Annotated in this window: 24 protein-coding genes; all 24 read left to right on the forward strand. The window is 37.9% G+C overall.

Annotated elements, in window-relative coordinates:
* Positions 1 to 58 precede the first annotated feature (58 nt).
* The 24 genes from HALSA_RS01970 (at position 59) to HALSA_RS02085 (ending at position 19918) form a co-directional block, all read left to right on the forward strand.
* The gene (locus HALSA_RS01970; protein WP_013404966.1) at positions 59 to 1078 is read left to right on the forward strand and encodes a sodium:calcium antiporter; all 1020 of its coding nucleotides are present in this window, start codon (positions 59 to 61) and stop codon (positions 1076 to 1078) included.
* 355 nt (positions 1079 to 1433) lie between these two features.
* Entirely contained in the window at positions 1434 to 2693 is a 1260-nt protein-coding gene (rho, locus tag HALSA_RS01975) for a transcription termination factor Rho (protein ID WP_013404967.1), read from the forward strand.
* Positions 2694 to 2821: 128 nt separating this feature from the next.
* A complete protein-coding gene (gene rpmE, locus HALSA_RS01980; RefSeq protein ID WP_013404968.1) occupies positions 2822 to 3046 on the forward strand; it encodes a 50S ribosomal protein L31 in 225 nt (74 codons plus the stop codon).
* Between the two features lie 87 nt (positions 3047 to 3133).
* Entirely contained in the window at positions 3134 to 3727 is a 594-nt protein-coding gene (locus tag HALSA_RS01985; RefSeq protein ID WP_013404969.1) for a thymidine kinase, read from the forward strand.
* Positions 3728 to 3759: 32 nt separating this feature from the next.
* A complete protein-coding gene (gene prfA / locus HALSA_RS01990) occupies positions 3760 to 4833 on the forward strand; it encodes a peptide chain release factor 1 (RefSeq protein WP_013404970.1) in 1074 nt (357 codons plus the stop codon).
* 2 nt (positions 4834 to 4835) lie between these two features.
* The gene (gene prmC / locus HALSA_RS01995; RefSeq protein ID WP_013404971.1) at positions 4836 to 5696 is read left to right on the forward strand and encodes a peptide chain release factor N(5)-glutamine methyltransferase; all 861 of its coding nucleotides are present in this window, start codon (positions 4836 to 4838) and stop codon (positions 5694 to 5696) included.
* A 7-nt stretch (positions 5697 to 5703) separates the two neighbouring features.
* Positions 5704 to 6756, forward strand: a complete 1053-nt coding sequence (locus tag HALSA_RS02000; protein ID WP_013404972.1) for an L-threonylcarbamoyladenylate synthase — start codon at positions 5704 to 5706, stop codon at positions 6754 to 6756.
* The gene (locus tag HALSA_RS02005) at positions 6722 to 7222 is read left to right on the forward strand and encodes a low molecular weight protein arginine phosphatase (protein ID WP_013404973.1); all 501 of its coding nucleotides are present in this window, start codon (positions 6722 to 6724) and stop codon (positions 7220 to 7222) included. The genes HALSA_RS02000 and HALSA_RS02005 overlap by 35 nt, the downstream gene beginning before the upstream one ends.
* A gap of 127 nt (positions 7223 to 7349) precedes the next feature.
* Positions 7350 to 7979: a uracil phosphoribosyltransferase gene (gene upp / locus HALSA_RS02010; RefSeq protein ID WP_013404974.1), complete on the forward strand. Its 630-nt coding sequence runs from the start codon at positions 7350 to 7352 to the stop codon at positions 7977 to 7979.
* 46 nt (positions 7980 to 8025) lie between these two features.
* A complete protein-coding gene (locus tag HALSA_RS02015; protein ID WP_013404975.1) occupies positions 8026 to 9072 on the forward strand; it encodes an MraY family glycosyltransferase in 1047 nt (348 codons plus the stop codon).
* A gap of 103 nt (positions 9073 to 9175) precedes the next feature.
* Positions 9176 to 9397, forward strand: coding sequence for an AtpZ/AtpI family protein (locus tag HALSA_RS02020; RefSeq protein WP_013404976.1), 222 nt, complete (start codon positions 9176 to 9178; stop codon positions 9395 to 9397).
* Positions 9398 to 9439: 42 nt separating this feature from the next.
* A complete protein-coding gene (gene atpB, locus HALSA_RS02025) occupies positions 9440 to 10099 on the forward strand; it encodes a F0F1 ATP synthase subunit A (protein WP_013404977.1) in 660 nt (219 codons plus the stop codon).
* 35 nt (positions 10100 to 10134) lie between these two features.
* Positions 10135 to 10392, forward strand: a complete 258-nt coding sequence (gene atpE / locus HALSA_RS02030; RefSeq protein ID WP_013404978.1) for an ATP synthase F0 subunit C — start codon at positions 10135 to 10137, stop codon at positions 10390 to 10392.
* Between the two features lie 85 nt (positions 10393 to 10477).
* Positions 10478 to 10885, forward strand: coding sequence for an ATP synthase subunit I (locus tag HALSA_RS02035; RefSeq protein ID WP_013404979.1), 408 nt, complete (start codon positions 10478 to 10480; stop codon positions 10883 to 10885).
* Between the two features lie 38 nt (positions 10886 to 10923).
* Positions 10924 to 11181 (forward strand): ATP synthase F0 subunit C, encoded by a 258-nt coding sequence (atpE, locus tag HALSA_RS02040; RefSeq protein WP_013404980.1) that lies wholly within the window; start codon positions 10924 to 10926, stop codon positions 11179 to 11181.
* 264 nt (positions 11182 to 11445) lie between these two features.
* Entirely contained in the window at positions 11446 to 11946 is a 501-nt protein-coding gene (gene atpF, locus HALSA_RS02045) for a F0F1 ATP synthase subunit B (RefSeq protein WP_013404981.1), read from the forward strand.
* Positions 11943 to 12503 (forward strand): ATP synthase F1 subunit delta, encoded by a 561-nt coding sequence (gene atpH, locus HALSA_RS02050; protein ID WP_013404982.1) that lies wholly within the window; start codon positions 11943 to 11945, stop codon positions 12501 to 12503. Before atpF ends, atpH begins: the two co-directional genes overlap by 4 nt.
* 1 nt (position 12504) lies before the next feature.
* Entirely contained in the window at positions 12505 to 14091 is a 1587-nt protein-coding gene (gene atpA, locus HALSA_RS02055) for a F0F1 ATP synthase subunit alpha (RefSeq protein ID WP_013404983.1), read from the forward strand.
* 2 nt (positions 14092 to 14093) lie between these two features.
* Positions 14094 to 14996: an ATP synthase F1 subunit gamma gene (gene atpG, locus HALSA_RS02060; protein ID WP_013404984.1), complete on the forward strand. Its 903-nt coding sequence runs from the start codon at positions 14094 to 14096 to the stop codon at positions 14994 to 14996.
* 24 nt (positions 14997 to 15020) lie between these two features.
* Positions 15021 to 16433: a F0F1 ATP synthase subunit beta gene (gene atpD / locus HALSA_RS02065; RefSeq protein WP_013404985.1), complete on the forward strand. Its 1413-nt coding sequence runs from the start codon at positions 15021 to 15023 to the stop codon at positions 16431 to 16433.
* 2 nt (positions 16434 to 16435) lie between these two features.
* The gene (locus HALSA_RS02070; RefSeq protein WP_013404986.1) at positions 16436 to 16867 is read left to right on the forward strand and encodes a F0F1 ATP synthase subunit epsilon; all 432 of its coding nucleotides are present in this window, start codon (positions 16436 to 16438) and stop codon (positions 16865 to 16867) included.
* A gap of 147 nt (positions 16868 to 17014) precedes the next feature.
* Complete coding sequence (locus HALSA_RS02075) at positions 17015 to 17575, forward strand: YueI family protein (protein WP_013404987.1); 561 nt, start codon at positions 17015 to 17017, stop codon at positions 17573 to 17575.
* 74 nt (positions 17576 to 17649) lie between these two features.
* Positions 17650 to 18900: a UDP-N-acetylglucosamine 1-carboxyvinyltransferase gene (locus HALSA_RS02080; protein WP_013404988.1), complete on the forward strand. Its 1251-nt coding sequence runs from the start codon at positions 17650 to 17652 to the stop codon at positions 18898 to 18900.
* A 40-nt stretch (positions 18901 to 18940) separates the two neighbouring features.
* Positions 18941 to 19918 carry a 1-phosphofructokinase family hexose kinase gene (locus HALSA_RS02085; RefSeq protein WP_238524768.1) on the forward strand — a complete coding sequence of 326 codons (978 nt, stop codon included), beginning with the start codon at positions 18941 to 18943 and terminating at the stop codon, positions 19916 to 19918.

Below are 19918 nucleotides of genomic sequence, written 5' to 3' on the forward strand. Positions count from 1 at the left end.
GAGGGGAAGTTACCTTTTGGTGATTTCTCCTTTTTTCTTTTTCAGAAAGGAGTTTAAATTGGCACAGATCTGGTTTACATTTATAGTTATGGCCTTTTTTATTATAGTGGCAGGCAGCTATATTTCTCTTTTTGGTGAAATCATCGCGGATAAAAGTGGTTTAGGTCAGGTCTTTATCGGTGTTGTTTTGATCTCTTTAGCAACCTCACTACCTGAGCTTGTTACCAGTATTACTTCTGCTGTTGTTGGTGCTCCCGATATAGCCGTTGGTAATGCTTTTGGTAGTAACACCTTTAACCTCGCTATGCTCTCTTTAGCTGATCTTCTGCAGGGACATGGTCCTCTATTACTTCGGGTTAACTACAGTCATATTATTACCGGCCTGCTGGGTGTTTTGCTCTCAGCCCTGGTGGTTTTCAGCTTAATTGTTTCCCACTTCATGAATATTCATCTCAGTATTTTCGGAATCGGTATCGATAGTATAGTTTTACTTTTAAGTTATTTAGGTGGGATGATTTTAATCTTCAAATATGACAAAAAAAATCCCCTTGATAAACAACATAAATCTAAAAAAGATAAAGTACATAAATATAGCTATAAAAATGCTCTAATCGGTTTTGCTGTAGCAGCTATAGTCATACTTTTTAGCGGAATTAGTTTGACAACCACTGCCGAGGAGATTGCCCTTTTGACAGGCATTGACCAGAGTTTTATCGGATCAATCCTTGTTGCTGCTGCGACTTCTTTACCAGAACTGGTGGCAATTATTGCAGCTGTTAAAATAAATGCCTACAACCTTGCTGTTGGTAATGTATTTGGAAGCAATATTGTAAATATGGCCGTTATATTTTTTGCCGACCTTTTTTATCAGCAGGGAGTTTTGCTGGTAGATGCCAAAATTATTCATATTGTAACAGCGGTAGTAGGAATAATTATGTCAACCATTATCTTAATCGGACTTTTTTATCGATCCCGTCGTTCCTTTTTGTTTATGGGCTGGGATGCTATTTTAGCTGCTGTGGTTTATATTTTTGGTGTTTATATTTTGTTTAGACTTGGATTAAACGTTATTATTTAAAATAATTTGTTAAAAGCTTCGTGACGTATTAACTTTATTATTTAAAATAATTTGCAAAAACTACACAACGCATTATAAAGCCATTTAATTATTGCTTGTCCAAATGTGTCAGTGTTTCTTGGGTGAATGCGGACAAGCTTAAACATAATTAAACGGCTTTAAATACTGTTCCGTTTTAATTACAAATTATTTTAAATGAATAACTTAACGGTAGGGCAGGGCAAAGCTTAAACATAATTAAAACTGCTTTAAATACTACTCCGTTTTAATTACAAATTATTTTAAATGAATAACTTAACGGTAAGGCAGGATAAAGCTTGAAGATAATTAAAGATATTAGAAAGGTGGACTTGATGTGCTTAACATCAGTGAACTAGAGAGAAAAACAATTACAGAATTACATGAAATAGCAAAGGAGATGGGGGTTTCCGGTTATTCTCAGATGAGAAAAAAAGATCTCATCTTTGCGATTTTAGAAAAAGGGACCGAGCAGGGAGGCCATATTTTTGCGGAGGGAGTTTTAGAGATCATCAACACCGAAGGTTATGGTTTTTTAAGGCCTTCTAAATATATTCCTTCCAGTGATGATATTTACATATCTTCATCCCAGATCAGGCGTTTTGATTTAAGAACAGGTGATGTTGTCTCCGGCCAGGTTAGAGAGCCCAAAGATAGCGAAAAATATTTTGCCCTGCTGAGAATTGAAGCGGTTAACTATCAGGATCCAGAAAAGGCAAGAGAAAGAGCCTACTTTGAGGATCTAACTCCTCTTTACCCTGAAGAAAGATTTAAATTAGAGTATCATAAAAACGAAATTTCGACCCGTTTTATTGATCTGATCGCTCCAATCGGTAAGGGGCAGCGGGGGCTGCTTGTTTCTCCTCCTAAAGCTGGTAAAACGGTGCTTTTAAAAAAGATAGCAAATAGTATCCGTCATAATTATCCGGAAAGTAAGATGATGATCCTTTTAATTGATGAAAGACCGGAAGAAGTAACAGATATGAGACGTTCTGTTGATGCTGAGGTTATCAGTTCTACCTTTGATGAACCACCTGAAGAACATATACAGGTTGCCAAACTGGTTTTAGAAAAGGCAAAAAGACTGGTTGAACATAAAAATGATGTTGTTATTTTGCTGGACAGTATTACCAGACTGGCCAGAGCATCAAATGTGACAATACCTCCCAGTGGGAGAACTCTTTCAGGAGGTCTTGATCCAACAGCTATGCATTTCCCCAAACGATTTTTTGGGGCTGCTCGAAATATCGAAGAAGGTGGTAGTTTAACAATTATTGCAACTTCACTGGTAGATACAGGGAGCAGGATGGATGATGTTATCTACGAAGAATTTAAAGGTACAGGTAATATGGAACTTCATCTGAGCAGAAGACTGGCTGAAAAAAGGCTTTTCCCTGCGATCGATATCAACCGTTCTGGAACGCGAAAAGAAGAAATGCTGTTAGGAAAAAAAGAGCTGGAAATAATCTGGAAGCTTCGCCAGCAAACTGCTGACTTAACGGACTATGAGCTGAGCCATACCTTTTTAAAACAGCTTAAAAATACTCAGGATAATGAAGAGTTGCTTAAAACATTGGATAAGGTATTTAGCAATTGATTTTGCTTGCATAGCTAATAGTGCTGTGTTATAATATACTCTAGCTTGAGAATTATGCCTTTACTCCGATTTAAATAGGATAATTTATCGGTTAAAAAATAATTATGTATGCAAGAGAGGTGATATAGATGCGTGAAGGAATCCACCCAGATGTTAAAGAAACCACAGTAACCTGTGCCTGCGGCGAGGTTTATCATACTAAATCAACCAAGGAAGATATTAGAGTTGAGGTATGTTCCAGCTGTCATCCATTCTATACAGGAAAACAGCGTAAAGCTAAAAAAGGTGGTCGTGTTGAAAGATTTAATAAAAAATATGGGATTTCAGAAGAATCAGAAGAAGATTCTGAATAGAACGGAAGAGAAATCCTTTTTTTCTGCTGCAGGGCTTAATAGCTCTGCTTTTTTTTTAGAATTTTTTCAAATAGATGGGGTGAGTTAATGTACAAGATTACCAAAAGCGGCTGGATTGAAGTTATCACTGGACCTATGTACTGTGGTAAAAGTGAAGAATTGATCCGCAGATTGCGTAGGGTTAAAATAGCCAAACAAAAAATAAAGGTTTTTAAAGCTTTAATAGATGATAGATATAATAAAAATGATGTAGTTTCCCATAGTGGAAACAGTTTAGAGGCAATTCCTATTGAAAAAGCAGATGAGATTTTAGAACAGATAGATGGAACGGTAAATGTAGTTGGAATCGATGAAGCTCAATTTTTTCATGATGATTTGATCGAAATCTGTGAAAAGCTTGCTGATCGTGGAATTAGAGTTATCGTAGCCGGTTTAGATAGAAATTTTCGCAGTGAACCCTTTGGTCCGATGCCGGAATTGATGGCCCGGGCAGAATATGTAGATAAACTTCATGCTATCTGTATTCAGTGTGGAGAGCCAGCCAGTAGAACCCAGCGCTTAATAAATGGAGAGCCGGCCGCTTATGATGATCCGGTGATTTTAGTGGCTGCATCAGAAGTTTATGAAGCCCGCTGTAGAAGTTGTCACCAGGTTAAGGGCCAGGATAAAGAACAGGATTAAAATTTTTTAAAGCAGAAGAGGTGAGATTATTAATGTTTGATTTAGATGAAAAGCTGGATAAACTTGTGGATAAATATCAGGATTTAAATAAAAAGTTAAGTGATCCAGAAGTTATCAATGACAGCAGTAAATATCAAAAATTATTAAAAAAACATGCTAAGTTAAAGAAAATTGTAGATAAATATAAAGAGTATAAAGAAGCCAAACAGGGTATAGAAGATGCCGAAGAAATGATAGAAATGGAAGATGATCCGGAAATGCAGGAGCTGGCAGAATTAGAAATAGAAGAACTGCAGCCTACCAAAGAAAAATTAGAAGAAGAACTACCGATCATGCTCCTACCTGATGATCCCAATGATGAGAAAAACGTAATAGTTGAGATCAGATCTGGAGCTGGTGGAGATGAAGCAGCTCTTTTTGCGGCAGATCTTTTCAGGATGTACAGCCGTTACTCTGAAAACCAGGGCTGGAAGGTAGAAGTGATGAATGCCAATCTTTCAGGTGTGGGTGGTTATAAAGAGATCATCTTTACAGTTGAAGGTTCTGAAGTATATAAGTATCTTAAATATGAAAGTGGAGTTCACAGGGTGCAGAGGGTCCCTTCTACAGAATCAAGTGGCAGGATCCATACCTCTACAGCAACAGTTGCCGTTTTACCTGAGGCAGAAGAAGTAGATATTGATATAGACCCCAATGATTTAAGGATCGATGTTTATCGCTCCAGTGGGCCAGGGGGACAGAGTGTAAACACAACCGATTCTGCGGTTAGAATTACCCATGAGCCTACTGAGATTACCGTTTCCTGTCAGGATGAAAAATCACAGCATAAAAATAAAGCTAAAGCTATGCGGATCTTAAGGGCCAGAGTTCAGGAAAAAATAGAGAGTGAAAAACAGGCCAAAAGAGCAGAAGCACGTAAATCACAGGTTGGTACAGGTGACCGCAGTGAAAAGATAAGAACCTATAACTTTCCCCAGGGAAGGGTCAGTGACCACAGGATCAATTTAACGGTTCACCAGCTTGATAAAATACTCGATGGAGATTTAGCTCCGGTTATCGATGCCTTAATCGAGGAGGATAATATAAAGAGATTGGAGAAGATATAAGGGTGAATATTAAAGAACTTCTCAATAAAACAGATAATTTTCTTGCCCAGCGGGGTATTGAAAGTTCTCGCCTTGATGCAGAAGTACTGATGGCAGAACTGCTTGATATGGAGCGGATCAACCTTTATGTTAAATATGATTATCCTTTAAAAGAAAAAGAAATTAAAAATTATAGAGAAATGGTAAAAAAGAGGGCCAAACGGATTCCCTTAGCCTATATTACAGGTAAAAAAGAATTTATGTCTTTAGAATTTGACCTATCAGAAGCGGTTTTAATTCCCAGACCAGATACCGAAAATCTGGTTGAGGAAGTAATCTCTTACTGCAGGGAAAATGAGCTAGAAAAACCCCAGATTATCGATGTGGGTTGTGGAAGTGGAGCTATTTCTGTCAGCCTCGGCTATTATCTAGAAGATGCTAGGGTCGTCGGTTCTGATATTTCAAAAGCTGCCCTTAAGATCGCCCGCCACAACCTAAAAAAGTTTGAACTTGAAGAACGAGTAAGTGTTGTTCAAAGTGATCTTTTGAGAGAATTTATAAAAAGGGATATTGCTGAAATTGATATAGTGGTTTCCAATCCTCCCTATATTTCTGAAAAAGAAATGGCAGAATTAGCACCTGAGGTAAAAAAAGAGCCCAGGACTGCTCTGGAAGCAGGTAAAAAGGGACTCGATTTTTATAAGAAGTTGATTCCTCAGGCAGAAAAAGTGCTTAAAAAAGAGGGTATGCTATTTTTAGAAATAGGTTCTCGACAGGCCGAGGCAGTACTAGATATTTTTGATGAAAATTGGAGTGAACTAGAAATAATTAAAGATTATGCAGATCATGACAGAATTGTTAGTGCTAAGTATGAGGGAGAATAGTTAAAAGATGAACTATCAAACAGAAATAATTAAAGCCAATAATGATGATCAGGCAGTAGAAAAAGCTGCTGAACTTCTGCATAAAGGAGAACTGGTAGCTATACCAACCGAAACGGTTTATGGTCTGGCTGCTGATGCTTTAAACCCCGAAGCTGTTAAAAGGATCTTTGAGGCTAAGGGTAGACCCCAGGACAATCCTCTGATAATTCATATCGGAGCTCAAAAGGATTTAGAAAAATTAATAGCAGAAAAGGTTTCCAAAAGAGCTCAAAAGCTTATCGATAAATACTGGCCCGGGCCATTAACCCTGATTTTTAAAAAAAGTTCTCTGGTTCCAGCTGAGACTTCAGCCGGTCTGGATACAGTAGCAGTTAGAATGCCTTCTCATCCTGTAACCATTAAGCTTTTGCAAAAAAGTGGTCTGGTCTTAGCGGCTCCAAGTGCAAATACTTCAGGTTATCCAAGTCCAACCAGGGCAGAACATGTTTATGCTGATCTTAAAACAAAAATCCCTCTAATTTTAGATGGAGGCAGTTGTGAGGTAGGGGTTGAATCAACGGTAATCGACCTCAGTCAAAAAGAAGCAGTTGTTTTAAGACCTGGAGGTATCAGCCGGGAAGAGCTGGCCGAATTTTTAGGTGAAGAACTTAAATTAAACAATAATTTAGAAAAAAGTACTCAAGGAGTGATTTCACCGGGGATGAAATACAGGCATTATGCCCCCCAAAAGAATTTATATATTTTTGATCCAGTAAAAAAAGACTTGCTTTTTAAAAAGGCTGAGCAAAAAAAAATTGCTCTGATAATTTCTCGGCAAACAGAGCTGGGCCAGAAAGAAGATCAGCTCAAGGTCATCAGAGCCTTTGATAGAGAAAAGCCGGCCGAGCTGGCCCGAAAACTATTTGCTCTTTTGAGAGAGCTGGACAGTGATCCCGAGGTAGAAGAAATATATATTGAAGAACTTAAAGAGGAAGGTTTAGGAGAAACTTTGATGAACAGGATTTATAAGGCGGCAGCAGCAAAAGATGAAGCTCAACCAGGAGGTGGAGACAATTCATAGAATTTTATTTGTCTGTACAGGAAATACCTGCCGAAGTCCGATGGCAGAATATATTTTAAAAGATATGATCAATAAATCTAATGAGGTTGATTTAGATAATTGGGAAATACTTTCAGCAGGGATTTCTGCGATAAAGGGTGTTGATGCAAACGAAAAAACCACCCAGGTAATGTCAGAATTAGGGATAGATTTAGAAGAACACAGTTCTAAAAACATCAAGGATATTGACCTAAAAAAAGAAGATATCATCATCACGATGAGCCGCAAACACAGCCGCTTTTTACTCTTAGAATATCCAGATTTGGCCGATAAAATATTTACCCTTAAGGAATTTGCAGAGGAAGATGACAGAGATATAGAAGATCCCTTTGGACTTTCATTAGAAGTATACAGGGAGACCAGAGATGTATTAAAAAAAGAACTGGAAAAAATATTGCTTAAATTAAAGGATTTTAGTTCAGATTAAAAGGTTTAAGAAGATTTAAGTAGAATAAATAATAATAAGAGACTTTTAATAATTGACAATTTATGTTATTTAGAAAATGATTGCTAAATTAAGCTTTTTTAAAACCAAAATGAAGGGAGAATTAATTTTGAGCAAAGTACATGTAATGGATCATCCGCTAATCACACACAAAATATCAATTATCAGGGATAAAAATACAGGTCCTAAAGAATTTAGAGAACTGGTTAATGAGATCGCCACCCTGATGGCTTATGAGGTAACAAGGGATCTTCCCTTAAAAGAGGTGGAAATAGAAACCCCACTTAGAAAAGACAGGTTTAAAATGATTTCCGGCAAAAAAATCGGGATAGTACCGATCTTACGAGCAGGCTTGGGGATGTTAGATGGGATACTTAAATTAATGCCTGCAGCCAGGGTTGGCCATATTGGTCTTTACAGAGATCCTGATACATTAGAAGCTATAGAATATTATTGTAAATTGCCGACAGATGTTGAAGAAAGAGAGCTGCTCGTTATTGATCCGATGCTGGCCACCGGTAATACCGCTCTAGAAGCAATTAAATTTATCAAGGCTAGAAACCCCAAAAACATTAAATTAATGGTTTTAATAGCTGCTCCAGAAGGAGTAGAGAAAATTCAACGCGCTCATCCTGATATTGATATCTGGGTAGGAGCTCTTGATGAGAAGTTAAATGACCATGCTTATATAGTTCCTGGACTTGGTGATGCTGGTGACAGACTTTATGGAACTAAGTAATTGGAAAATTAATTTTACTAACAATTATTCAGGGGAGGTAAGCTAATTGCAATATCTGGCTGCGTTTTTAATCAGTTTAATAATTTCGCTTTTGAGCACACCGCTCATAATTAAATTTAGCAGCAGTCTGGCCATCGTGGATAAGCCAGGCCGAAGAAAGATCAATACAGAAGTAATACCAACTGCAGGCGGAATAGCAATTTACCTGGCCTTTGTCTTAACAGCTTTATTTTTAATGCCCCTCGGTCAGACCTTAAAGGGGATATTGATCGGAGGCAGTTTTATGCTTGGAGTAGGTCTGCTGGATGACAAATTTGTTATTTCAGCACCACTTAAATTTTCTGCTCAGATTGTTGGAGCCTTAATCCTGATTTCTTTTGGGGTCAGAATCAATTTTGTGACCAACCCCTTTGGAGGACTGCTTTATCTGGGTGTATTTTCGCTTCCCTTTACGGTTTTTTGGATCGTCAGTATCATCAATACCATCAATCTAATCGATGGACTGGACGGTCTGGCAGCAGGGGTAGCAATAATTGCCGTTTCAACCCTTTTTGTGGTTGCTTTACAGCAGAACCAGACAACTGCAGCCCTCTTAGCTTTGATAACTGCCGGCAGCTGTTTGGGCTTTTTAAAATATAATTTTAATCCAGCTCGTATATTTATGGGAGATACGGGTTCGATGTTTATCGGCTACATAATAGCGGCTGTTTCCATTACCGGTGCTTTAAAAAGTGCAGCTGCGGTTACCATCTTTGTTCCCATGCTTGCTTTAGCGGTACCAATATTAGATACAACCTTTGCCATAATCAGACGGCTTTTTAATGATAGGCCAATTGGAGAGGCAGACCAGGGCCATATCCATCACCGCCTGCTGGCGATTGGAATGTCCCAAAAACAGGCTGTAATCTCCGTTTATATTCTCAGCCTGGTTTTAGGTGCAGTTGCCATTATAATCAATGGTTTTCAATTTAATTCTGCGTTTTTAATTTTTTCAGCGGTTATTTTAATGATCATCTTAGGAGCCAAAAGATTGGGGCTTTTTTCGGTTAAAATCCCCAAAGACGGTCGTTCTCTCGAAGATAGCCAGCCATAGCATTTGCAAGAAAATTGCGAATTTATGGATATTGTTGTTTTTTTCACAAAGTTACTTGCATATTTAATTAATCTATAATAAAATATTAAAAAGGTAAGATTATATGGATAATAAAAATTGGAATCAAATTTTAAGAGCTCTATCACTTTTAAGCCAGGTAGGTCTGATTATCATAATATCTGGTGGGATTGGTTTTGCTTTTGGTTATTTTATCGATTACCTTTTAAATTTTGAATTATTATTTAAATTAACTGGACTTCTAGTTGGTTTAGGAGCCGGTTTTTATACTGTATATAAACTGCTTATTTCAACATTTGATGATTAAAAAAGTAATAACTAAATAATTATTAGGAGAGGAGGAATTATATTGAGTCCAGGTCCAGCGGTACAATTTTATATATTTGGCAATCAAAACCTTCCTGTAACTGATACTCTTTTAGTTGGTTGGTTAACGATGATAATTATTATAATTGGAGCTAAATACCTCACCTCTAAGTTGGAAATCAGACCGAATAAAAAACAAAATGTGGCTGAATTTTTGATTGAAGCTATTCACGGTCAGATTGAACCAATGTTGCCTGGAGAAGGATGGAAGTTTATGCCCTTTATCGCCACGATATTTATCTACATTACCCTCAGTAATATTATACTTGTAATCCCTGGCTTAACAAGCCCTTCAGCAGATTTAAATTTAACTTTAGGTCTAGCTTTAGTGGTCTTTATAGTAGTTCAGCAGCAGGGAATCAAAGAATATGGGTTTTTGGGTTATCTAAAAAGTTATGCTGAGCCGGTAATCTTTTTGCTGCCTATAAATGTAATTGGTGAACTGGCAAAACCTATTTCTCATTCTTTTCGTCTATTTGGTAATATTATAGGTGGTTTGATTATTGTGACTTTGATTTATCAGGCTGCACCACCGATTATTCCGATTCCACTGCATTTGTGGTTTGATTTATTTGTTGGTTTAATTCAGGGCTTTATCTATGGTATGGTTGCCATAGCATATATCTCAGTGGCCAAAACATAATTTGAAGTCTAGTTTCCAGAAAGGGGGAAACTTTTATGATCGAATTTAGTCCAGAAGTAGCCGAAAGTATCATTACTATAAGTTCTTTTCTTGCATCAGGTTTGGCCTTGATAGCAGGTGTTGGCCCTGGTATAGGAATGGGTTATGCTGCTGGTAAGGCTACCACAGCGGTGAGAAGGCAACCTGAGGCCAGAGGTGCAATAATCACAACTATGTTGTTGGGACAGGTTGTATCTGGTTCAACTGGAATTTATTCTTTGATTATTGCGATTTTCTTGATTTTTGGTATTTAAGACATATAAATTAATTGCTTAAATTTAAGTTTTTAATCCTTAAAAGAAGTGCAAAATTATTTGAGTATTATTGAGGAGATTATAAATGAAGGATATTAAAGATCCAAAAAAACTGCAGAAGAAGATTTTAAAAACTACTTATTTGATCGCTCTTTTGCCGATTCTTTCAGCCTTAGTGGCTGGGGATATGGAGTCTTTACTTGGTTTTGTTTTTGGTCTCGTAGTTGCAACCCTTCTTTTAAGATTAAAATATAATAACATATTAAGGGCACTTAACATGGATATGGAAAGTGCGGAGAAGTTTATTAGGAACAGATATTTTGCAGAATATGGACTTTATTTTCTTGTTTTATTCACGGCGGCTAGAAATCCAAATTTAAATTTCATAGCTGCAGCAGTGGGTTTATTTATGATTAAATTTACTGTTTTGCTTTTGTCGGTAAAGGATTTATTAGAGGATACTTTTCAAGATCAATTTGATAAGTATAAATAAGCTTTTTGTTTTTTTATTACTGAAAGGAGGAAATTATAATGGTAGAATTTTCACCAGAAGTTATTGAAACTATTATTAGAGCAGCAGCACTTTTAGGAGCAGGTTTTGCAATGATTGCAGGTATAGGTCCTGGTATTGGACAGGGTTATGCTGCCGGTAAAGCTGTTGAATCAGTAGCTAGAGATCCAGAAGCAAGAGGTAATATCATTACTACTATGCTTTTAGGTCAGGCTGTTGCTGAGTCAACCGGTATTTACTCACTGGTTATAGCCATTGTTTTAATCTTTACAATATAGTATCAAGTAGATCATTAAGTCGGGAGAGTATTCTCCTGACTTAATATTGCTTTGCTGTATTGAGGAATTATCTTTATTATTTATCACGGCCTATCAAAATTGATGGGCTGGAGAAAATTATCTGGTCTGTAGTCAACTTGAACTGCGGCCGATTTTAGAAATATAAATTAATTTCTGATTAAAGAAAAGACAATTTAAAGATTTTGAGAAATGATTGTCAGCACAGTTTATAGCCAAATTATCTTTCAGGAGGTGAATGTTCTCTTGGTTAATATTAATACTACGATGTTATGGCAGATATTTAACTTCTTTGTTTTAATGTATCTATTAAAAAGATATCTTTATTCTCCAATCAAAGATATTCTTGAAAAAAGAGCGGCTCATGTAAATACTGAGATCGATGATGCCGAAAAGATGCGCGAAGAAGCTAAAAAACTGAAAGAGAAATATCAAGCAAAATTAAGAGATGCCCGCGGTGAAGCCCAAAATATAATTGATAAAGCAGAAGACAGGGCTAACGTAAAGGCTAAAAATATCATTAAAGAAGCCGAAGAAAAAGCAGAAAATATCAAAGCTAAAAAGATGGAAGAAATAGAAAAAGCCAAAAAAGAAACTATGGCTGAATTAAGAAATAAGGTGGCATCTATGACCATTTTAGCTACCAATAGATTAATCCAGGAGCAATTAGATGAAGACAAGCACCAGGTGATGATAAATCAATTTATCGATCAGCTTGATGCTGAGAAACTGGGTGAAATACAATGATAAACGAAGTCTCTAATCGATACAGCCGTGGTCTTTTTGCCCTGGGTAAAGAAAAGGGCAATCTTTTGGAACTTAAAGCAAGTTTAGAAGAATTCTGGCAGGTTCTGGAGGAAAATGAAGATCTAAAAAATGTTCTATTTCACCAGAGGATACTGCCCAAAGAAAAAAAGAGGGTCATGGATAAGATTTTTAGTGATGAATTAAATCAGGATGTTCTCAACTTTCTCTATATTTTAATCGAAAAGAGAAGAGAGTATCATTTGAAGTCAATAATTAATGAATTTAAACAACTCGTTGATCAGGCAGAAAAGATTTTAGATGTAGAAGTAAGATCTGCTGTAGAATTAAACGAACAGACCAAAGATAAACTGCGGTCAAAACTTGATCAGATACTCGATTATAATATTCGGATCTTTAATATAGTTGATAAGGATATTATAGCCGGTCTTAAGATCAAAGTTGGAGATTACATATTAGATGGCAGTTTGTTCAATGATCTCAAAAGATTACAGCAGAAAATTGAATCAATTCCAGTAAGTAAGCTAGGGGTGAATTAATTTGAAACTAAGACCTGAAGAAATTAGTTCCATTATAAAAAAAGAAATAGAAAATTATGGACAAAAAATAGAGTCCGTGGGTGTTGGTACCATTCTCGATGTTGGAGATGGTATTGCCCATGTTTATGGACTTAAAGATGCCATGGCAGGTGAGCTGCTAGAATTCCCCAATGGAGTTTTTGGGATGGCATTGAACTTAGAGGAAGATAATATTGGGGTAGTTTTACTTGGTGATGAAACCAAGGTACAGGAAGGTGATGATGTAAAAAGAACCGGAAGAGTTGTTGAGGTTCCGGTTGGTGATGCACTTTTAGGTAGAGTGGTTAATCCACTTGGCCAGCCACTTGATGGCAAAGGTGCTATCGAAAGTGATACATATCGTCCTGTAGAATCAGAAGCACCAGGGGTTGTTGACCGTCAGCCTGTTGAGGTTCCACTGCAGACGGGATTAAAGTCAATTGACTCGATGACACCGATCGGTAGAGGTCAGCGTGAATTAATTATCGGTGACCGCCAGACAGGTAAGACCGCGATCGGTATTGATACCATTATTAACCAGAAAGATAATGATGTAATCTGTATTTATGTGGCCATTGGTCAGAAAAACTCAACGGTGGCCCAACTTACCAAAAGATTAGAAGAAGAAGGAGCGATGGACTACACTATAGTAGTTTCTGCTACTGCAAGTGAGCCGGCTCCAATCAGATATATTGCTCCCTATGCAGGTTGTGCAATGGGTGAGCACTTTATGTATGAAGATGACAGAGATGTACTGGTTGTTTATGATGACCTTTCCAAACATGCTGTTGCCTACCGGGCGATGTCACTTCTCTTAAGAAGACCACCTGGACGTGAAGCTTATCCAGGGGATGTATTTTATTTACACTCCCGTCTTTTAGAGAGAGCGGCTAAATTGAATGATGAAAGAGGTGGAGGTTCACTTACAGCCCTACCTATCGTTGAAACACAGGCCGGAGATGTTTCCGCCTATATTCCTACCAACGTAATTTCTATCACCGATGGACAGATTTATCTTGAGAGTGAGCTTTTCTTCTCAGGTGTAAGACCGGCTGTTAATGTTGGTATTTCTGTGTCCAGAGTTGGTGGTAATGCTCAGATAAAAGCGATGAAAGAAGTTGCCGGTACTTTAAGACTTGACCTTTCACAGTACCGTGAATTAGAGGCATTTTCCCAGTTCGGATCTGACCTTGATAAAGCAACCCAGCAGAAACTGGCTCGCGGAGAAAGAATAGTTGAGATCTTAAAACAGGATCAGTATTCTCCAATGGATGTAGAAGATCAGGTTATAATTATCTATACTGTTGTAAACGGATTTTTAGATGATCTACCTGTTGATAATCTACAGCGCTTTGAAGCTGAGTTCTTGGATTATCTAGATAGTACTCATCCTGAACTTGGTCAGGAAATCAAAGAAGAAGGTAAGTTAACTGATGAACTTAAAGAAAATATTAAAAAGGCAATTAATGAGTTTAAAGATATGTTCGAAGTTAAAAAGAAAACAATTGTTGACATGGATGATTCTTTAAGCGAATCTGATACCGAAGCAGAGGAAGCTGAGGTGAAATAACAATGCAGAATATGAAAGATATTCAGCGGAGGATAAGCAGTGTAAAAAACACCCAGAAGATCACAAGGGCCATGAAAATGGTTGCTGCAGCCAAGCTGAAAAATGCTCAGGATAGAGCAGAAGATGCAAGGCCCTTTTTTAATAAAACGGTTGAGGTTCTTAGAGGAGTATTTACCAGGACCTCAGAAGAAATACATCCACTTTTAGAAGAAAGTGAAGAGGGCAGTCATCTGCTGATTGTTATTACTGGTGATAGAGGACTATGTGGAGCCTATAATAATAAGGTGATTAATGAAGCTGAAAAGATTTTAGAAGAGGAAGAAGATGTTTCATTGATCTTAATGGGGCGTAAAGCCAGAGATTATTTCCGGAGAATAAATGCAGATATAGTTGCCGAATATGTACAGCTTGATGATTATCCAGGTTATGGCTTTTCTAATAATATTGCCGAAGAGATAATGCATTACTTTTTAGCAGGTGATGTAAGGAAGGTATCTTTGATCTATACCCACTTCAATTCGGCGATCAGCCAGAAAGTAAAGACAATGCAGCTTTTACCGGTTGAAAAGTTTAGTGATGCAGAAATGGATTCACAAAAAGAAGCTACAGGTGATGAACAGGCAGAAGATGATATAGCTAAAAAATATGTTGACTATATCTTTGAGCCCACTCCAGCTGAGGTATTTGATAATATTTTACCCCAGTACCTGATTAATGTAATCTATTCTGCCCTTTTAGAATCAAAGGCCAGTGAATTTGGGGCCCGGATGACTGCAATGGATTCTGCAACGGAAAATGCCAGCGAAATGATAGATAAATTAACATTGAAATATAATAGAGCTCGCCAGGCAGAAATCACCAAAGAAATTACTGAAATTGTCGGTGGAGCAGAGGCGCTTAAATAAAGTTTTAATAAAGGAGGAATTTGAGTGAGTGACCAGAACATTGGTAAAGTAGTTCAGGTAATCGGTCCGGTAGTTGATATAGAGTTTCCGGGCGGCAAACTACCTGTTATCTACAATGCTATAAAAATAGAAGATGAAGAAAGAGACATAGATCTAGTCTGTGAGGTCATGCAGCAGCTCGGTGATAATAGAGTTCGTTCAGTTGCGATGTCGTCTACAGATGGACTTGTTAGAGGAATGGAAGCTGTTGACCAGGGTGATCCCATCAGTGCTCCTGTTGGAGAAGCTGTTTTGGGAAGAATTTTTAATGTACTTGGAGAAACAATCGATAATAGAGGTGGGGTAGATACCGAAGAGAGGATGCCGATTCACCGCTCTGCACCTAAATTTGAGGAGCAGGAAACATCAACCGAATTATTTGAAACTGGAATCAAGGTAATCGACCTGCTAGCCCCTTATACAAGAGGTGGTAAGGTAGGTTTATTCGGTGGTGCTGGTGTTGGTAAAACAGTACTTATCCAGGAATTGATCAATAACATAGCTACCGAGCATGGAGGTTATTCTGTATTCTCAGGTGTTGGCGAAAGAACCAGAGAGGGTAATGACCTCTGGTTAGAATTCCAGGAAGCTGATGTTTTAGATAAGGTGGCGATGGTTTTTGGCCAGATGAATGAACCACCTGGAGCACGGATGAGAGTTGGTTTAACAGGTTTAACAATGGCTGAATATTTCCGTGATGAAGCCGGTCAGGATGTATTATTATTTATCGATAATATCTTCCGTTTTATTCAGGCCGGTTCAGAGGTTTCTGCTCTTTTAGGTAGAATGCCTTCTGCTGTTGGTTATCAGCCTACCTTAGCCTATGATGTTGGTACACTTCAGGAGAGGATTACCTCAACCAAAAAAGGTTCCATCACATCTGTACAGGCTGTTTATGTACCTGCTGATGACCTTACTGACCCTGCTCCTGCGACAACATTTGCTCACCTTGATGCTACAACTGTTCTTTCGAGAGATATCGTGGAAAAGGGTATTTACCCTGCTGTAGATCCACTTGATTCTACTTCCAATATCTTAGACCCCAGAATTTTGGGAGAAGAACACTATAATGTAGCCCGTCAGGTACAGGAAATACTGCAGGAATACAAAGATCTTCAGGATATCATCGCGATTTTAGGTATGGATGAGCTTTCTGAGGAGGATAAATTGGTTGTAAACAGGGCCAGAAGAATCGAGAGATTTTTATCTCAGCCTTTCTTTGTTGCCGAACAGTTTACAGGTACTCCAGGTAAGTATGTAGAGCTTGAACAGACCATTAAAGGTTTTAAAGGAATCTTAGAGGGTCGTTATGATGATCTACCTGAGGAAGCTTTCTATATGGTAGGTACCATAGAGGATGCGGTTGAAAAAGCTAAAAGGTTAGAAGAAGGTGAATAAAAATGGCTGAAGCTCCTAAAATTCAACTTGATGTAGTTACACCACAGAAACTGATCTTCAGTGGTAAGATCGATAAGCTAGAGGGTCCAGCGATCGATGGTTTAATCGGTATTTTACCAAGACATGCACCTTTAGTAACTGCAATGAAAATTGGAGTTGTTAGAATCTCTAAAGATGAAGAAGAAACCCAGATTGCAATCAGTGATGGGTTTATGGAAGTACAGCCAGATCAGATCAACCTGGTTGTTAGAACCGCCGAAACTCCCGATCAGATCGATGTTGAAAGGGCAAAAAGAGCTAAAGAAAGGGCAGAAGAAAAACTGGAAAAAGATGAAGAAAAAATAGATTTTGCCAGAGCTGAAGCAGCCTATGAAAGAGCTGTTGCCAGATTAAAGGCTGCCGGTCATCATGACCATGGCTATTCAGGCATTTAAATCTCAGATTATTTTCTGCTTTAAATAGTGATTATTTTTATCAACTCCCCTGCCTGCAGGGGAGTTTTTTACTCAAAGGTCGATTTTATTCAAAAAAATTTTGAATTAAAAAATATAAATGATAAAATAAAGCAAGGAGGTATAGATATGCAGAACAATAATGGAGAAAGTAAATTAGAAAAAACTGCCCGGGAAGGTGCTTTTGGTGCCCCTGAAATAAAAAAGGGAGAAAAAAATCGCTTTTTAGGAGAGTTTGAAGAACGGATACTCGGCTATTTAGTTGAAGAACAGCTTAAAGAAAATGCAGTTTATCCTGAAATAAAGGAGCTCTTAGAAAAAGATGAGGCCAAAAAGCTTATCATCCGGGGAGATATGGACAAAGATCAGATAGAAAAATACCTTGAATGGGCAAGAGAACTGGGAGTTAGATTTACCCGTAAAAATTCCCCAGATTTCCGGGGAAATGTAGCTCTAGCAGTTGCTGGAAATGATGCAGTAAAATACCAGGTAGCTAAGATTGAAGATCGACAAGAAAAGTTGCAAAACAAAGGCGTATCTGATAATATTATAAAGAATGCAGGAACAACATTGTGTAAGGACTGCTGGGAGCAATTGATGAAAAAAGCACCAGAAGAAAAGGTCAACTATAATAAACCCAGCATATTTGATAAATTAACAGGTACAGGCTGTACAGGCTGCAGTAAATAATAGAAATCAGATAGAGTATAGATGATTTTTTGAGGCGGCCTTTAAAGGCAAAATTCAGAAAGGAGCTTTTAGAGGTGGGAAAATATTTAATAACAGGAGAGAAAGCACTAAAAGGTGAGGTCAAAGTTGGTGGAGCAAAAAATGCTGCTTTACCGATTATAGCATCTGCCTTACTTGCAGATTCACCGGGGGTTTTAGAGGATATACCCAGATTGAGAGATGTAACAAACCTCTGTCGAATTATAGAAGACATGGGAGCTAAGGTAGAAAGAAACGAACATCAGATAAAGATTGATCCAACCACGGTTTATAAGAGTGAGGCAGATCATGAACTGGCAAGAACATTGAGGGCCTCATATTACATACTTGGGGTGATGCTGGCCAAAGAAGGCCATGCCAGAACAACCCTGCCGGGTGGCTGCAATATCGGTAATAGACCGATCGACCTACACTTAAAAGGTTTTAGAGCCCTGGGGGCAGATGTCAGACTGGATCATGGGGTTGTAGAGGTTAAAGCAGATCACTTAACAGGAGCAGATATTTATCTTGATTATCCAAGTGTGGGGGCTACGATAAATATCATGATAGCTGCCAGCAGAGCTGATGGTAAAACAATTATCGAAAATGCTGCGAGAGAACCAGAAATAGTAGATCTGGCTAACTTTTTAACAGTAATGGGCGCTAATATAAAAGGTGTAGGTACAGATGTAATAAAAATAGAAGGTGTAGATAAAATGCACGGGGTTGAACACAGGATTATTCCCGACCGCATCGAAGCAGGCACCTATATGATAGCTTCTGCAATTACCAGAGGCGATATTTTTGTCCGCAATGTTTTAACAGAACATGTTAAACCGGTTATTGCTAAAATGTATGAGATGGGTATTACAGTTGAGGAAGATATAGCAGGAGTAAGGGTCAAGGCTGATGGTAATTTGAAGTCAGTGGATGTTAAAACCCTGCCCTATCCGGGTTTTCCAACCGATATGCAATCCCAGATGATGGCTCTATTAACCCAGGCAGATGAGACAAGTATGATCATAGAAACGGTCTGGGAAAACCGTTTTATGCATGTAGATGAGTTAAAAAGGATGGGAGCCAGGATTAAAATCGATGGACACAGTGCAATAATAAAACCAGGTCGTCTGACCGGAGCTGAGGTTAAAGCTACAGATCTTAGGGCAGGAGCTGCACTTATTCTGGCCGGACTGGCTGCTGAAGGAAAAACTAAAGTGAGCAATATTTACCATGTAGAACGTGGTTATGAAAATATAGAAAAAAAGCTTAGTTCAGTTGGAGCTGAAATAAAAAAAATATCTGAGTAATATAACCTGCCGCTGATATTTCAGCGGTTTTCTGTTTAATATGAAAAAAATAGAGGTGGTGAGAATTTTGATTACAACCGTGACCTTAAATCCTGCCATAGATAGAGAATACTTTGTCGATAAACATGAGGTAATGCAGAATAAATTCATTTATGATTCAAAAGACCTCAAAATATATCCGGGTGGTAAGGGTTTGATAAGTGCTGTAAATTTTAAAGCACTTGGCTATCAGGATGTACAAAATATCGGCTTTATCGGGGGTAAACAGGGCTTATTTTTCGAAAAGATGGTACAGAAATACAATGTTATCAGCAACTATATCCATACAGATAGTGAGATCAGAAATAATGTCAAAATTATCGGCAAAGATCCTGCAACATATACCCAGTTTAATGATTATACCTTTCATGTAGAAAAAGAAGAGGTAAAAGAACTTTTGATTCGCTTTGAAAGATCTATATCAGAAAGCAATTATATATTGATTTCTGGTTCACTACCAGATGGGGTTGATTTTGACATTTATCGGCGTTTAATAAAGATCGCCAAAGAAAAAGATAAAACAGTAATGCTGCAGGCAAGTGGAGAAGCACTTAAACTGGCTTTAGAAGCAGAGCCCGATATAGTGGCTCCCTATTTTAAACACCATAAAAGTCTGCTTGATGTTGAAATAGAGAGTAGAGAAGAATACATTAAAATGGGCAGAGAGATCCAAAAAAGAGGGGCCAAATATGTGATGATCCCCTTCCACTGTGATAGGCTGCTTTTTGATGCCGAGGGAGATGTTTATCAGCTTAGCCCCAAAGAATACTGTATAGTAAACTGGCTTGGGGCAAGTGATGCCTATAACACAGCCTTTTTGGATTATATATTCAAAAATGGTTTTGATTTTCTTGAGGCCAACTTACATGCGGGAGCTGCAGCCCTCTGGATATCTGAAAACAGAGAAATATATTTAGAAAGCCGTGATGATTATCGTCACTGTCTGGATAGGCTGAAGCTAGAAAAACTGGAGGTGTAG

Origin of the sequence: Halanaerobium hydrogeniformans, assembly GCF_000166415.1 — a bacterium.
GTDB classification, from domain to species: Bacteria; Bacillota; Halanaerobiia; order Halanaerobiales; family Halanaerobiaceae; genus Halanaerobium; species Halanaerobium hydrogeniformans.